This is a genomic window from Candidatus Pelagibacter sp. Uisw_106, assembly GCF_047724975.1.
Taxonomy (GTDB): domain Bacteria; phylum Pseudomonadota; class Alphaproteobacteria; order Pelagibacterales; family Pelagibacteraceae; genus Pelagibacter.
The window spans coordinates 1,303,259-1,316,658 of record NZ_CP159819.1; the positions used below are offsets into that span (position 1 = coordinate 1,303,259).

General features: G+C 28.5%; 20 protein-coding genes. 7 read left to right on the forward strand and 13 right to left on the reverse strand.

Features of this window, described 5'->3' with window-relative positions; genetic code table 11:
• Window position 1: 1 nt before the first annotated feature.
• The 4 genes from hisF to hisB are packed head-to-tail and all read right to left on the reverse strand — an operon-like array spanning window position 2 to window position 2,694.
• A complete protein-coding gene (gene hisF / locus ABXT45_RS07165) occupies window positions 2–757 on the reverse strand; it encodes an imidazole glycerol phosphate synthase subunit HisF (protein WP_415313449.1) in 756 nt (251 codons plus the stop codon).
• On the reverse strand, window positions 750–1,469 hold the full coding sequence (hisA, locus tag ABXT45_RS07170; protein ID WP_415313450.1) for a 1-(5-phosphoribosyl)-5-[(5-phosphoribosylamino)methylideneamino]imidazole-4-carboxamide isomerase: 720 nt from the start codon (window positions 1,467–1,469) through the stop codon (window positions 750–752). Before hisA ends, hisF begins: the two co-directional genes overlap by 8 nt.
• Before the next feature lie 2 nt (window positions 1,470–1,471).
• Window positions 1,472–2,098, reverse strand: coding sequence for an imidazole glycerol phosphate synthase subunit HisH (gene hisH / locus ABXT45_RS07175; RefSeq protein WP_415313452.1), 627 nt, complete (start codon window positions 2,096–2,098; stop codon window positions 1,472–1,474).
• Between the two features lie 5 nt (window positions 2,099–2,103).
• Window positions 2,104–2,694: an imidazoleglycerol-phosphate dehydratase HisB gene (hisB, locus tag ABXT45_RS07180; RefSeq protein ID WP_415313454.1), complete on the reverse strand. Its 591-nt coding sequence runs from the start codon at window positions 2,692–2,694 to the stop codon at window positions 2,104–2,106.
• Window positions 2,695–2,785: 91 nt separating this feature from the next.
• Here hisB and hslV point away from each other — a divergent pair, with 91 nt between their 5' ends.
• Both hslV and hslU read left to right on the forward strand, forming a co-directional pair.
• Window positions 2,786–3,301 (forward strand): ATP-dependent protease subunit HslV, encoded by a 516-nt coding sequence (gene hslV, locus ABXT45_RS07185; RefSeq protein ID WP_011281633.1) that lies wholly within the window; start codon window positions 2,786–2,788, stop codon window positions 3,299–3,301.
• The gene (gene hslU / locus ABXT45_RS07190) at window positions 3,301–4,668 is read left to right on the forward strand and encodes an ATP-dependent protease ATPase subunit HslU (RefSeq protein ID WP_415313456.1); all 1,368 of its coding nucleotides are present in this window, start codon (window positions 3,301–3,303) and stop codon (window positions 4,666–4,668) included. The genes hslV and hslU overlap by 1 nt, the downstream gene beginning before the upstream one ends.
• 3 nt (window positions 4,669–4,671) lie before the next feature.
• Here the strand turns inward: hslU and ABXT45_RS07195 are convergent, their stop codons facing one another.
• The 4 genes from ABXT45_RS07195 to ABXT45_RS07210 form a co-directional block, all read right to left on the reverse strand.
• Complete coding sequence (locus ABXT45_RS07195) at window positions 4,672–4,812, reverse strand: hypothetical protein (RefSeq protein ID WP_415313457.1); 141 nt, start codon at window positions 4,810–4,812, stop codon at window positions 4,672–4,674.
• Between the two features lies 1 nt (window position 4,813).
• Window positions 4,814–5,116, reverse strand: coding sequence for a hypothetical protein (locus tag ABXT45_RS07200; protein WP_415313458.1), 303 nt, complete (start codon window positions 5,114–5,116; stop codon window positions 4,814–4,816).
• A gap of 103 nt (window positions 5,117–5,219) precedes the next feature.
• Window positions 5,220–5,738, reverse strand: coding sequence for a Smr/MutS family protein (locus tag ABXT45_RS07205; RefSeq protein ID WP_415313460.1), 519 nt, complete (start codon window positions 5,736–5,738; stop codon window positions 5,220–5,222).
• Window positions 5,739–6,332, reverse strand: a complete 594-nt coding sequence (locus ABXT45_RS07210; protein ID WP_415313462.1) for a Tim44/TimA family putative adaptor protein — start codon at window positions 6,330–6,332, stop codon at window positions 5,739–5,741.
• Window positions 6,333–6,390: 58 nt separating this feature from the next.
• Here ABXT45_RS07210 and ABXT45_RS07215 point away from each other — a divergent pair, with 58 nt between their 5' ends.
• Entirely contained in the window at window positions 6,391–6,813 is a 423-nt protein-coding gene (locus tag ABXT45_RS07215; RefSeq protein WP_415313464.1) for an FxsA family protein, read from the forward strand.
• A complete protein-coding gene (locus ABXT45_RS07220) occupies window positions 6,797–7,219 on the forward strand; it encodes a protein-export chaperone SecB (protein WP_415313465.1) in 423 nt (140 codons plus the stop codon). The genes ABXT45_RS07215 and ABXT45_RS07220 overlap by 17 nt, the downstream gene beginning before the upstream one ends.
• Here the strand turns inward: ABXT45_RS07220 and dnaQ are convergent.
• Genes dnaQ through ABXT45_RS07245 form a run of 5 tightly spaced genes read right to left on the reverse strand, consistent with a single transcriptional unit; the run spans window position 7,212 to window position 10,649 of the window.
• Complete coding sequence (dnaQ, locus tag ABXT45_RS07225; RefSeq protein WP_415313467.1) at window positions 7,212–7,883, reverse strand: DNA polymerase III subunit epsilon; 672 nt, start codon at window positions 7,881–7,883, stop codon at window positions 7,212–7,214. The two genes, ABXT45_RS07220 and dnaQ, sit on opposite strands and share 8 nt — an antisense overlap.
• A 1-nt stretch (window position 7,884) precedes the next feature.
• Complete coding sequence (coaE, locus tag ABXT45_RS07230) at window positions 7,885–8,454, reverse strand: dephospho-CoA kinase (RefSeq protein ID WP_415313469.1); 570 nt, start codon at window positions 8,452–8,454, stop codon at window positions 7,885–7,887.
• Window positions 8,451–9,248 carry a shikimate dehydrogenase gene (gene aroE, locus ABXT45_RS07235; protein WP_415313470.1) on the reverse strand — a complete coding sequence of 266 codons (798 nt, stop codon included), beginning with the start codon at window positions 9,246–9,248 and terminating at the stop codon, window positions 8,451–8,453. The genes coaE and aroE overlap by 4 nt, the downstream gene beginning before the upstream one ends.
• Complete coding sequence (locus ABXT45_RS07240; RefSeq protein ID WP_415313471.1) at window positions 9,245–9,832, reverse strand: Maf family protein; 588 nt, start codon at window positions 9,830–9,832, stop codon at window positions 9,245–9,247. Before ABXT45_RS07240 ends, aroE begins: the two co-directional genes overlap by 4 nt.
• A complete protein-coding gene (locus ABXT45_RS07245; protein WP_415313473.1) occupies window positions 9,825–10,649 on the reverse strand; it encodes a pyruvate, water dikinase regulatory protein in 825 nt (274 codons plus the stop codon). Before ABXT45_RS07245 ends, ABXT45_RS07240 begins: the two co-directional genes overlap by 8 nt.
• Window positions 10,650–10,932: 283 nt before the next feature.
• On the opposite strand from ABXT45_RS07245, the gene hemE reads away from it, so the two are divergent.
• Genes hemE through hemJ form a run of 3 tightly spaced genes read left to right on the forward strand, consistent with a single transcriptional unit; the run spans window position 10,933 to window position 13,396 of the window.
• Entirely contained in the window at window positions 10,933–11,934 is a 1,002-nt protein-coding gene (gene hemE / locus ABXT45_RS07250) for a uroporphyrinogen decarboxylase (RefSeq protein ID WP_415313475.1), read from the forward strand.
• The gene (hemH, locus tag ABXT45_RS07255; RefSeq protein ID WP_415313477.1) at window positions 11,935–12,969 is read left to right on the forward strand and encodes a ferrochelatase; all 1,035 of its coding nucleotides are present in this window, start codon (window positions 11,935–11,937) and stop codon (window positions 12,967–12,969) included.
• On the forward strand, window positions 12,962–13,396 hold the full coding sequence (gene hemJ, locus ABXT45_RS07260; protein ID WP_415313478.1) for a protoporphyrinogen oxidase HemJ: 435 nt from the start codon (window positions 12,962–12,964) through the stop codon (window positions 13,394–13,396). The genes hemH and hemJ overlap by 8 nt, the downstream gene beginning before the upstream one ends.
• Window positions 13,397–13,400 lie beyond the last annotated feature (4 nt).

The following is a 13,400-nucleotide window of genomic DNA, read 5'->3' on the forward strand; positions in this document are numbered from 1 at the left end:
TCTAAATCCTAACGGGAATTCCTTTTGAATTCAAATATTGTTTGGCTTCATTAATTGAGTGTGTTCCGTAATGAAAAATTGAAGCTGCTAGTACAGCGCTAGCATTCCCAAGCCTTATACCATCAACTAGGTGATCCAAGTTACCTACTCCACCCGAAGCAATTATGGGTATGTTAACTGTTGAAGATATTTTAAACATTAAGTCATTATCATAACCAATTTGAGTACCGTCTCTATCCATAGAGGTAACTAGTAATTCTCCTGCTCCATTATCTTCCATTTTTTTCGCAAATTCTATTACATCCACACTCGTGTTATTTCTCCCACCGTGGGTAAAGACATCCCATTTATTGCCATTTTTTTTAGCATCTATTGCAACAACAATGCATTGTGATCCAAATTTTTTTGAACTTTCAATTATCATTTCAGGATTTTGAACTGCTGCAGTATTGATTGAAACTTTATCTGCTCCACAATTTAATAATTTATTAATATCTTCAATTCCCCTAATCCCACCACCAACCGTTAAGGGCACAAAGCATTTTTTAGATGTTCTTTCAACCACGTCATAAATTGTGACTCTATTTTCATTGGAAGCCGTAATATCTAAAAAACAAATCTCATCAGCACCACCATCACTATAAATTTTAGCTTGCTCAACTGGATCACCAGCATCCATTAAATCTACAAAATTAATTCCCTTAACAACTCTGCCATTTTTGACATCAAGACATGGGATAATTCTATTTTTAAGCATCTAATTCTTTCACTAATTCGTCCAATTTAATATCACCATCATATATAGCTTTACCAACTATTATTCCTTCAATATTTTTTAAACTTTTTGCTTTTTTAATGTCATCAATTGAAGACACCCCACCTGAAATAATTACTGGGCAATTAGATACATTTGCAACATTAATTGTTTCTTCAAAATTAGGACTTTGCTTGGTTCCATCTCTATCTATGTCTGTATAGATTAATCTGCTAGCACCATAATCATTTACTTCTTTTAAAAAATCTAAAGTCAATTGATTAGAGTTTTCCTTCCATCCTGAAACAGACAAGTATCCATCTTTAGCATCTAGACCTAGGGCAATTTTATTTGGAAATTTTTGACAAGCTTCTTTTAAAAAGTTTTTATCTTTTATAGCTGCACTTCCTAAAATAACTTTTTCAACTCCTACATCTGTATATTTTTGAATACTATCAATAGTTCTAACGCCTCCACCTACTTCAATTTTTAAATCAAATTTATGAACTATTTCTTTAATAATTTCCAGGTTAACTGTCTCTCCTGTTAAGGCACCATCTAAATCAACAATGTGTAAATTTTTAAAGCCATGATCTTTGTATTTACCAGCTTGATCAACTGGTGATGTTTCATATTCAGTTTTATTATTAAAGTCCCCTTTAATTAATCTCACACATTTTTTATCTTTAATATCTATAGCTGGAAATATTTTCATATTTATAAATTTAAAAAATTTTCTATAATCTTAAGTCCTATTTTATCACTTTTTTCAGGGTGAAATTGGGTTCCAAAAATATTTTCTTTTTCAACAGAACAAGCAATGTTTGATGAATAATCTGTTGTTGCTGAAATCACACTTTTATCATCTGGAATAAATTCATAGCTATGTACAAAATACATGTGTGATTTATTTTCTATATCCTTAAAAATTTTGCTTTCTTTAATAATATTAATTTCGTTCCAGCCAATGTGCGGAAGTTTGAATCTATTGTTTTGATTATTGATCTTTGAAACTTTTCCTGAAATCCAACCAAGTCCTTTTGTTTCAGTTTCTTCATAACCAAGGTCTGCAAACATCTGTAAACCAACACAAATTCCAAGAAGAGGTTTTTTATTAATTATTGCAAACTCATTGAGTGTCTCTACTAAGCCATTTATGCTATTTAATGCATCAACACAGCTCTTAAACGATCCCTGTCCCGGCAAAACTATCTTGTCGCTTGATTTAATCTTATTTAAATTAGATGTTACTTCGATATTAACTTTGTCTTTAGCAACTTCTTTAAAGGAATTTATTACAGAGCTAATGTTTCCTGAATTATAATCAACAATTGTGACATTCATTAAACTTATAATGAGCCTTTAGTTGATGGAATACTCTTTTTATTTCTAGGGTCTATTTCTAAAGCTGTTCTTAATGACCTTGCCAAAGCCTTAAAACAAGACTCGATTATATGATGACTATTATCTCCATAAATATTTTCCATGTGCAGAGTTATTCCTGCTGATTGAGAAAATGCTTGAAACCATTCTTTAAAAAGCTCTGTGTCCATCTCTCCAAGTCTTTCTACTTTTAATTTAACTTTCCATATTAAATAAGGTCTATTTGAAACATCAATTGCAACTCTTGTTAATGTTTCATCCATTGGAATCATTTCATGAGCGTATCTTTTAATTCCTTTAAAATCTTTCAGTGCTTTTTTTAAAGCTTCACCTATAGCAATTCCAGTGTCTTCTGTTGTGTGATGAAGATCTATATGAGTATCACCTTTTGCTTTAACTTTTAAATCAATCAATGAATGCTTTGATAATTGTTCAAGCATGTGATCTAAAAAACCTATTCCAGTATCAATTTTATATTGACCTTTACCATCAATATTAACTTCAACACTGATGCTGGTTTCTTTTGTTTTTCTAGAGACTTTTCCTATTCTGCTCATAATATATAATATGTATATAGGGATTAATTGCCTATATCAATATTTGCAATCTACTACTTGAAGAATAAAAATTAATATCCATTTATAATCTATGACTACAATAGTGCTTATTAGAAAAAACAATGAAGTGGTGGTTGCAGGTGATGGCCAGGTTAGTATGGGTAATACTGTTATAAAAAGCACTGCTGCAAAAGTTAGGAAAATTGAAAAAAGAAATGTAATAGCTGGGTTTGCTGGATCAACTGCAGATGCATTAACTTTATTTGAAAGACTAGAAGCAAAACTTGAAAAACATGCTGGTAACCTTCCAAGAGCAGCTGTCGAGTTAGCAAAAGACTGGAGAACTGACAAATATTTAAGAAGGCTAGAAGCTTTAATGGCTATTGGCGATAAAGAAAATAGCTTTATAATTTCAGGAACTGGTGATGTATTAGAACCAGAGGGTGACGCTATAGGTATAGGATCAGGTGGAAATTATGCTTTGGCTGCTGCTAAAGTTTTATTAGATACAGATTTGAGTGCTGAAGAGGTTGCAAGAAAAGCAATTCAAGTTGCATCTGAAATTTGTGTATTCACTAATAACAATATTAAAATTGAAAAAATTTGATGAAAGATACAAACGTTACACCTTTTCCAAAAGAAAAAACTGAAAAGAAAGATAACTCTTTAGTCAGCTCTTTATCACCTAGAGAAATAGTTTCTGAATTAGATAGATATGTTGTTGGACAAAATAAAGCTAAAAAAGCAGTTGCCATTGCTTTAAGAAATAGATGGAGAAGACAGGCTTTAAAAGGTGAAATGAAAGATGAAGTTTTACCTAAAAATATTTTAATGATCGGACCAACAGGGGTTGGAAAAACAGAAATTTCTAGAAGACTATCTAAGTTGGCTGAAGCTCCTTTTGTAAAGGTAGAGGCTACAAGGTTTACTGAGGTTGGATATGTTGGAAGAGATGTTGAACAAATTATAAGAGATCTACTAGAAATTGCAATCGCGATGGAAAAAGTAAAAAAAAGAAAAGAAGTTTATGCAAAAGCTCAAAAATTAGCAGAAGAAAAAGTTTTGGATGCTCTAGTTGGAAATAAAGCAAGCCTTGCTACTAGAGAAAGTTTTAGAAAAAGATTAAGAGATGGTGATTTAGATGACAACGAAATTGAAATTGCGGTAAATGATAGTGGCTCTCAAGCTGCTTTTGAAATTCCTGGAATGCCTGGAGCAAACATTGGAATGATAAATATTGGAGAGATGATTGGAAAATCTGTTGGGAATAAACAGAAAAAGAAGAAAATGACTGTCAAAGAATCTCATGAAATTTTAATTAACGATGAGGCTGACAGGTTAATAGAAGAAGACAAAATCATAAAATCAGCAAAAGATTCAACAGAAAATAATGGAATAGTTTTTTTAGATGAAATTGATAAAATTTCAGGAAGAACAGATAGATCTGGTGGAGATGTTTCTAGAGAAGGAGTACAAAGAGATCTACTTCCTTTGATTGAAGGAACAACAGTAAGCACAAAATACGGTACAATTAAAACTGATCATATTTTATTTATTGCTTCTGGTGCATTCCAGCTTGCTAAACCTTCAGACTTACTTCCAGAATTACAAGGTAGATTACCAATAAGAGTTGAACTTGAAGCTTTAACTAGTGATGACTTTAAAAGAATTCTTAAAGAACCAGATTATAGTTTGATCAAACAATATGTTGCCCTTTTGAAAACAGAAAATGTTGAGCTAGAATTTTCTGATGACGGTATTGATGCGATTGCTAATATGGCTTCAGAGGTTAACAATACTGTAGAAAATATTGGTGCTAGAAGGTTACACACTATCATCGAAAGAATTTTAGATGATATTAGTTTTACAGCAACGGATAGAGCTGGTGAAAAAATTATAATAGATTCCAAATATGTAAAACAAAATTTAGATGAACTTGTTAAGGATACTGATTTATCTAAATTTATTCTTTAAAATTTAAATTTTATACCCAAAGTTTTGTGTTTCTTCATTAACCTGAAATTCTATAGCTCCATTATTTAAATGAAAATTACGAGCCATTTCTGTAAGTGGTGAAAGAGTAATAAGTCTATTTAAATGATTTGATTTTTTGATCATTTTAAAAACTTCCTTTACAATTAACTTTCCAAGCCCTTTTTTTTGACCAAATAGTATAAGCAATGGCTATTTGTCTAATATTTTGATCTCTACGCACGCTTCTTAAATACGCATCTCTTGTCATTAAATCTAATTCTTTAACCATGCTTGGAACTTCATCAGTAAAACCAAAACACATGATTGCACTTATTTCTTTTTTATGTTTTACACCAAAATTTTTTCTTCCATAGCTCGTTCTAAATATTACATCAAATTCTGGGCGATCTGGGTCCTCTGTTATGTTACATGATTTAAGTTCAACCAATTCAGCACCTTTTATCCAACTAAAAAGATTATCTATTTTTTTATCAATCTTTTTTTTTTTTAAATATTTAATTTTATCTTGATTGTATTAATTTCTTAAATGGCTACTTAAATTTATTTTTATTTTTAATATAGACATAAAAAGCTCCACTGCCACCATCTTCAATTTTCGCGTCTGTAATCTCAATAATGAATTGTGTTAAACTTTTATTTTTTTCAATAAATTCTGGAACTGAATATTTTAGTATGCTCAAATCCTTTGAAAGGTAAGGGTTTTCAATATTTTTAGACCTTAACCCTTTACCCGTAATCACAATTATTTTAGTAACATTTTCATCAAAACAATTTTGAATAAATTGTTCTATGGCCTTATTTGCTTCTTCAATCGTGTAACCATGAAGATCTATTTTTTTTATCTTTTCATATCTTGTATTTTTTTTATGGACAAAATCTTTATTAGGAATTTTCTCTTTATTATTTAAAAAGTTTTCCCAGTCCTGCTTGTCTTTATCTGGATTGTTTATATCTTTTTTTTTTACAGAATTTTTATTAAGATTTTTTTTTTTGTTATTTAGGAAATTTTCCCAATCTTCTTTATCTTTGTCTGTTATCTTCTTAATCAATTAAGTAATAGTATCAATTAATAGCCAATTTGGATTTGATGATTTGATATCTTTTGAAAAAACCCAAGTATCATAAACAACTTTTATTTTTTCACTATCTCCTGACACAATTTTTTTATCATTATCTTTTATGCATGTTATGATCTCACTAACAAAATCCACTGTAACCTCTAAATTATTTTCAATTTTTTTATGAGTTTTAATTACAGCTGACTTAATCCCTATAAAAGTTATTTCAGCAAAATGACCTTTGCTAGCCCTATCTTCAAGCGCCTCTTTAAATTGATCATAAATTTTTTTACCTAAAAGTGGTTTACTAGCTATCAGCTTGTTATCACTATCACTAAAATCTGTAATAATTGTTTCGTAAGCAATTTTTGCACCTTTTAAAAACTCTTTTTGTGAGACTTCATCAAAATTTTCACCAACTAGTTTAGGGGCTATATTTGTTTTTTGAAATTCTTTTTCAAATTTTGGTGGAATTTTCCCTTCAAAACCTGTTTTTTTACCAAGTATTCCTCTTAAACGAAGAAAGATAAAGCCAGCAATCATTGCTAAAAGAATAATATCGATGTATTCAAAACTATAACTCATAATTTAATAATATTTACTATGTTGATTAATTACAACTAGCAATTTAGACTAAAGACAAATGAACACATTTTCATTATTGCTAATTGGTATTCCTATTATTGAGATTTATTTGTTTATCAAGTTGGGTTCTCAAATCGGAGCCTTTAACACGATTTTACTCATCTTTATTACGGCTTTTTTTGGTGTTATCTACGCCAGATATGAGGGTTTTAATGCTCTAAAGTCAGGAATGTCTCAAATAGTAAGAAAAGAACTACCAGTCTATGAGATTATTTCAGGTGCGGCTTTAGCATTTGCAGCATTACTTTTAATTTTACCTGGGTTTGCAACTGACTTTCTGGGTTTATTAATAATATTTCCACCAACAAGAAAATTGATATTAAAAAAAGTATCAATTAAAAAAAGGCCTATTAATAAAAAACAAGATTTTATTAATGGTGAATTTGAAGATATAGAGGATGAAAATGACAGAAAATTATAAAATTATTGGAAGCTTTATCAAAGATATGTCAAGTGAAACACCTGATACGCCAACATACATATTTGTAAGAGATAAAATTTCTAAATATAAATTAAATATTGATATTAATTCAAAGGCAGTAAAAGATGGGATTATTGAAGTCAATACAATCATAAAATTTTCAGACCAACCTGAAGTTTTAAAAAAAGCATATTTTGAAATAACTTACACATCTATAGTTAAAGTGGATGAAAAAGTTTCTGATAAAAAAGAAATGGAAAAAATTATTCTATGTGATGTGCCTAATAAAATTTACCCCGACCTAGAGAGAATATTTTTAAATTTATTAACTGACTCTGGGTATCCTGGAATAAAATTTGAAAAAAAAGTTGATTTTACCGAATTGTATAAACAAAGAGCTAATTAAAAAAATTTTTCTTTAAATTATTTTTTAAATATTCCCTATGAAGCTTAAGTTCTGCCTCTGATGGTTTGACTACTTTTTTATAATACTGGTTTGTATCATTTGAATTTATTATTATTTTTTCATTATCTTCATTTTTAAAATTTAATGTTGGTTCTTTTTGATCAAGAAGATTAATATAAACTTTAGCTAACAGATCACAGTCAATAAGAGCTGTATGTTGTGTTCTTTTTGAATTATCTACTCTGTATCTTTTACACAATGCATCAAGACTTATGGGGGAGCCTGGGAATTTATCCCTAGCTAAAGCAAGTGTGTCTACAACATTTTCGCTGCTTAGTTTTTTCTTACCTAGTAATGCTAATTCGTTGTTTAAGTGGGATAAATCAAATTCAGCGTTGTGTATTACAAGTCTCTTATTATCTATGAAGTCCAAAAACTCATCCACTATTTCTCCAAATTTTTTGTGAGTAGATAAAAATTCATCCGTATAACCATGAACTTCTAGGGCTTTTTCAGAAACTTTTCTTTCAGGATTAAGATAACAGTGAAATCTATTTTTTGTTGGTATCAAATTTACCAATTCAATACATCCAATTTCTACAATTCTATGTCCATCTCTAACAGATAGTCCTGTAGTTTCTGTATCTAGTATTACTTCTTTCATTTTATATAATTTTTTTTAAAATCTTTTTTACACTTATCTTAACAAGCTTATTGGTAAAATTATTTTTAATAATATGATTAGCTTTTTTCTTTTTATAACTAAGTGGTAACTGCATTTTTTTAAATTGACTATATAAATTTAAGTTAAAATTATCTCTCTTTTTTAGTCTTTTTATAATCTCACTTTTTTTTGACTGAACAAAAACTATTATATCGCTTTTTTCGTATAATTTATTCTCTAATAAAAGAGGAATATCTAAAATTATGGCTTTTCTTTTTTTATTTTTTTTTAAAAAAAAGGATAATTTCTTTCTAACTTCTGGATGAATAATTTTCGTAATTTTTTCTAAATTTTTTTCACCACCCTCTATTGCTTTTATAATTTGTATTTTATTTGCTGGAAATACTGAAAAATATTTAGGTAAATTTTTTTTTAATCTTTTAAAACAATTTTTATTTTTTTTATATATGCTTGCCACCTCTTTATCAGCATTAAAAACTGGGTAACCAAAGAGTTTAGCAACATAACTTTTTCCTGAACCAATGTCTCCTACCACTGCAATTTTAATCATATATCTAAAAGATTAATTGTTTCATTGTCTGCTTTTGGAACAACTTTATGCCAAATAAAAAAGGCTTTTTGAGCCTGATAAATAAACATCATTTTACCATTTTTTATTGTTCCACCATACTTTTTTGCATTTTTTAAAAAGTTTGTTTCTGGTGGATTATAAATTATGTCATAAAAAAATTTGTTTTTGCTTATTTGCTTATAATTAATATTAATTTCATCTTCCTCTTTTAATCCAATACTTGTTGCGTTTATGATTATATCAAAATCTAAAGTTTCTCCCCATTTAATTGTTTCAATTTCTGGAAAATTTTTTTTTAGTTCTATTGCTTTTAATTCTGTTCGATTGCTTAAATAAATTTTTTCAACTTGCATTTTTTTGAGCGCAATAATAATTGAAGGGACAACCCCACCTGCCCCAAGTATTAGAGCTTTTTTATTTTTAGTTTCTAGTTCTGTTTTTTCTAAACTAAGTTTAAAACCTTCAATATCAGTATTATCACCTATAATTTTATTATCCTCTTTATAGATTGTGTTCACTGATTGAGAAATTTCTGCCTCCGTGCTTAATTTATCTAAAAAAGGTATAACCATCTTTTTAAATGGTACTGTTATATTTATTCCATGAATTTTTTCTTCTCTAATATTAGAAATTAAGCCTTCTATCTCATTATTATTTAAAAGCTTTTTTTCATAAACTGCATCAATTCTATATTTCTTGATCCAATAATTATGTAGTTTTGGCGATAGGCTATGATCAATTGGATTTCCTATAACCAAAAATTTTTTTTTCATTTTATAATATTGAGATATTCTTTAATTTTTTTAATTGGAAGGCCCATGATCGTATCTTCATCCCCTTCTATTTTTGAAAATAAATTCCTTCCTTCGCCTTCAATTTGATAAACATTATAAGCATAGAGGTCTTTATCAGAAATTTTTTTTAAGTAATTCTCTAGTTCTAAAAAAGTCATATTTTTCATGGTTAATAAGGCTTTATCGGTGTAATTCCATATCATCGATCCACCCTTTGAAATACAAACTGAACTTATCAATTGATGAGTTTTTCCATTCATCCTTTTTAGTATTTCCAGCGCCTCTACTCTATCGTTTGGCTTTGATATTATTTCACCTTCTAAATCTATTACGCTGTCTGCTCCAAGCACCATTTCCTCTATAAATTTTTGGCTAATTTTATTGGCTTTTAATTCTGCTAGGTTTTTTGAAATAATTGTTGGAGTTGCCTTTTCTTTTAATAAACTTTCTTTAACACTATCCTCATCCACGTTAGATAGCATTATTTTACACTTAATGTTATTTATCTCTAAAATTTTTTTTCTCACACCACTTTTTGATGCAAGTATAATTTCTTTAACCATTATTTTTATTTATTTCATAAATCTTGATTATTGATGCTGCAGTTTCCTCTACTGATTTTCTGGTAACATCAATTGTTGGCCAATTGTACTTGGTAAATGTTTTTTTAGCTTCGTTAATTTCTTTTTCTATCTTACTAATATTTGTATAGTTCGTATTTCCTTTTTCTTTAAGAGCATTCATTCTATTTTTTCTAATATCGACCAGTCTCTGAGGTTCAGTTGTTAAACCAACCACACAAGAAATCTGAGGATTTTTTTTTATACTTTCTGGTATTGATTGTTCGTTTACTAGAGGAATGTTAAGAGTTTTATAACCTTTGTTGGCTAAATAAATTGATGTTGGTGTTTTGCTTGTTCTGCTTACACCTAATAATATCAAGTCTGCTTTACTTACATCTTCAACAAGATTTCCATCGTCATGAGCCATAGTAAATTGGATGGCTTCAATTCTTTCATAATACTCTTCGTTCAAAGCATGTTGTCCACTCGGGACGTGGGATGCCTTTTGATTTAAAAGTTTAGAGAAATTCATTATTAAATTTCCCAAAACGCTAAAGCATGGAATTTTCTTTTCATCTCCTTTGTTTGCTAAAAACTTTGCAAGAGAAATGTCAACAATTGTATATAAAATTATTGCATTATTATTTTTTTTTGCTTCTTCCATTATTTTGGAAACTTGATTTTCTGTTCTTGTAAAAAAGTAGGATTTAACATCATATTCTATGTTTTTGAATTGAGCTTTAATTGCTAGAAAAACTCTGTCTAATGTTTCACCTGTGGAATCTGAAATAAGATATATTTGATATGTATTACTCATGAATAGAATGTTGATAATTAAGTATTATTTTTATCATTTTTTAAAATAATCTTGCGTGTTATTTTTCTTTGTAAAAACCCACTTTTATTAACATTATTAAACATGTTAAGAATTAATATACATTTGTCTAACAATATTAAATAAACCCCTAGATTTAAGGATATATGTTAATTCTATAAATTATTAATTGTTGATAAATCGTGTATAAAAATTAAAAAACAACTAATTACCATTATTCACATACTATATAACTAATACTATAATTAAATATTTACTTATTATTATGACCCCTATTCAAGAAACTATAATAAACAAAAAAACAAACAATTCTCCAATATGGTTAATGAGACAAGCAGGTAGATATTTACCAGAGTTTAGAGAAATTAGAAAATTAAATCCAGATTTTATAAATTTATGTTTAAATGATAATTTATCTTCAGAGATAACTTTACAACCTCTTAAAAGATTTGATTTAGATGCTGCAATAATTTTTTCAGATATTTTAATGATCCCATATGGATTAAACCAAGAAGTAAAATTTGAAAAAGATTTTGGTCCAAAACTGGGTTCATTAGATTTACAAAAAATATCTAAGGTCGATGAAATTGATTTTATAGAAAAATTATATCCAGTTTATAAATCAATTAAAAAAGTTAGCGAAGACAAGTTAATAAAAAATAAAAACTTAATAGGGTTTGTTGGTGCACCATGGACATTGTTAGTTTATATGATTAATAAACATTCCCCAAAAAAAGAACTGGTAAAAAATTTTTTTAAAGATGAATTTTTAATAAATAGAATTTTAGTAATTTTAGAAAAGTTTTTAAAATTACATATTAACCAACAGATAAAAAATGGTGCAACAGTAATTCAAATTTTTGATAGTTGGGCTGGCCTCTTAGAAGAAAAAGACCTACCAAATTATGTGTATGTGCCAACATTAAACTTAGTAGATTATGTTAAGTCACTAAATATTCCTGTAATTTGTTTTCCAAGAGGAATAAAAAATTATAAAAACTATTGTGATATTGTTAAACCTGATGTTATTAATATTGACTATGATGTTAATCCTGTTTCAATATGTAAGGAAATAAATATACCAGTTCAAGGGGGTCTCGATCCTAAAATTTTATTAACAGATAAAGAAAATTTAAAAAAAGAAGCTTTAAAATATTTAGATACCTTTAAAGATCATCCCTATATATTTAACTTGGGTCATGGGATATTACCCAAAACCAACCCCGGAATGGTCGAGTACTTGGTCAAAACAGTAAAAGATTATTAAATGAAAAAAGCAGTAGTTTTATTTAATCTCGGTGGTCCTGATAAAATTGAAAATGTAGAGCCGTTTTTATTTAACTTATTTAATGATCCAGCAATTCTAAATTTACCAACTATATTGAGATACCCTTTAGCAAAACTGATATCTAATAGAAGAGCGCCAGTCGCTAAAAAGATCTATGAAGAGCTTGGTGGTTCATCACCGATACTAAAATTAACCAAGGAACAATCGGAGGCACTTGAAACAAAGCTAAACCAAACTGAAACGGGCAATGAATATAAATGTTTTATTGTGATGAGATGTTGGAATCCAAGAGCAAATGATGTGATCAAAGATGTTCAATTATTTGACCCCGAAGAAGTTATTTTAATGCCACTTTATCCACAATATTCTGCTGCAACTTCTGGGTCTTCCATCAAAGAATGGAAAGACGTCTGTAAAAAAAATAACTACCAAATCAAAACAAGCACAATTTGTTGTTACCCTACGGATCAAAATTTTATCAACGCACACACAAAACAAATAATAAAAAAAATTAAAGACCTTAAAAATTTTAAATTAATATTTTCTGCCCATGGTTTGCCAGAAAAAAATATTAAAAAGGGAGATCCATATCAATGGCAAGTAGAACAATCTGTCCAGAAAATAGTTGAGAATTTGAACATTGAAAATTTGGATTGGGTATTAAGTTATCAAAGTAGAGTTGGCCCACTGAAATGGATAGGACCATCCACTGAAGATATAATTGTTGAAAATTCTAAACTTGGCAAGCACATTGTCTTAGTCCCTATCGCATTTGTTTCTGAACACTCAGAAACACTTGTTGAATTAGACATAGAGTATAAAGAGATCGCAGACGATAATGGATGCAAAAATTATACGCGTGTCCCTGCTCTTGGCATAAATGAAGATTTTATTAAAGCCATGTCGAATTTGATAATAAAAAAAAATGAATATAAGTTTAGTGAAAATCTTTATCCTCCAAAGACTCAGTGTCCTTCAAATTTTAAAAAGTGTCCTTGTCTAAATTATGAATAGTTATCTTTTATTTAAAAGTCTCCACCTGATAGCTGTAATTTCTTGGATGGCTGGCCTTTTATATCTTCCAAGAATTTTTGTTTATCATGTAGTAAATATTGATCATAAAATTTCATCTTCAATATTTAAAATAATGGAAAGAAAATTATTTTATTTTATCATGATGCCAGCAATGATTTTATCTTGGATTTTTGGATTAATATTAATCTCTGTTATTGGCTTTGAGGTTATTTTAACACTTTGGTTAAAACTAAAATTAATATTAATAATTTCATTAACAATTTATCATTTTTATTTAGGAAAATTACTTAATGATTTTAAACTAGATCAAAATACTAAATCCTCTAAATTTTTTAGAATAATTAATGAAGTGCCAACAATATTGCTCATTTTGGTTGTTTTTATTGTTATATTTAAACCTATCTAAACTT

Coding starts and splice junctions, on each gene's coding strand:
- hisF (WP_415313449.1), bottom strand. CDS start 757: ATGCTTAAAAATAGAATTATCCCATGTCTTGATGTCAAAAATGGCAGA.
- hisA (WP_415313450.1), bottom strand. CDS start 1,469: ATGAAAATATTTCCAGCTATAGATATTAAAGATAAAAAATGTGTGAGA.
- hisB (WP_415313454.1), bottom strand. CDS start 2,694: ATGAGCAGAATAGGAAAAGTCTCTAGAAAAACAAAAGAAACCAGCATC.
- hemE (WP_415313475.1), top strand. CDS start 10,933: ATGACCCCTATTCAAGAAACTATAATAAACAAAAAAACAAACAATTCT.
- aroE (WP_415313470.1), bottom strand. CDS start 9,248: ATGAAAAAAAAATTTTTGGTTATAGGAAATCCAATTGATCATAGCCTA.
- ABXT45_RS07245 (WP_415313473.1), bottom strand. CDS start 10,649: ATGAGTAATACATATCAAATATATCTTATTTCAGATTCCACAGGTGAA.
- dnaQ (WP_415313467.1), bottom strand. CDS start 7,883: ATGAAAGAAGTAATACTAGATACAGAAACTACAGGACTATCTGTTAGA.
- ABXT45_RS07210 (WP_415313462.1), bottom strand. CDS start 6,332: ATGAGTTATAGTTTTGAATACATCGATATTATTCTTTTAGCAATGATT.
- ABXT45_RS07240 (WP_415313471.1), bottom strand. CDS start 9,832: ATGGTTAAAGAAATTATACTTGCATCAAAAAGTGGTGTGAGAAAAAAA.
- ABXT45_RS07220 (WP_415313465.1), top strand. CDS start 6,797: ATGACAGAAAATTATAAAATTATTGGAAGCTTTATCAAAGATATGTCA.
- hslV (WP_011281633.1), top strand. CDS start 2,786: ATGACTACAATAGTGCTTATTAGAAAAAACAATGAAGTGGTGGTTGCA.
- hemH (WP_415313477.1), top strand. CDS start 11,935: ATGAAAAAAGCAGTAGTTTTATTTAATCTCGGTGGTCCTGATAAAATT.
- hisH (WP_415313452.1), bottom strand. CDS start 2,098: ATGAATGTCACAATTGTTGATTATAATTCAGGAAACATTAGCTCTGTA.
- ABXT45_RS07195 (WP_415313457.1), bottom strand. CDS start 4,812: ATGATCAAAAAATCAAATCATTTAAATAGACTTATTACTCTTTCACCA.
- ABXT45_RS07215 (WP_415313464.1), top strand. CDS start 6,391: ATGAACACATTTTCATTATTGCTAATTGGTATTCCTATTATTGAGATT.
- hslU (WP_415313456.1), top strand. CDS start 3,301: ATGAAAGATACAAACGTTACACCTTTTCCAAAAGAAAAAACTGAAAAG.
- hemJ (WP_415313478.1), top strand. CDS start 12,962: ATGAATAGTTATCTTTTATTTAAAAGTCTCCACCTGATAGCTGTAATT.
- coaE (WP_415313469.1), bottom strand. CDS start 8,454: ATGATTAAAATTGCAGTGGTAGGAGACATTGGTTCAGGAAAAAGTTAT.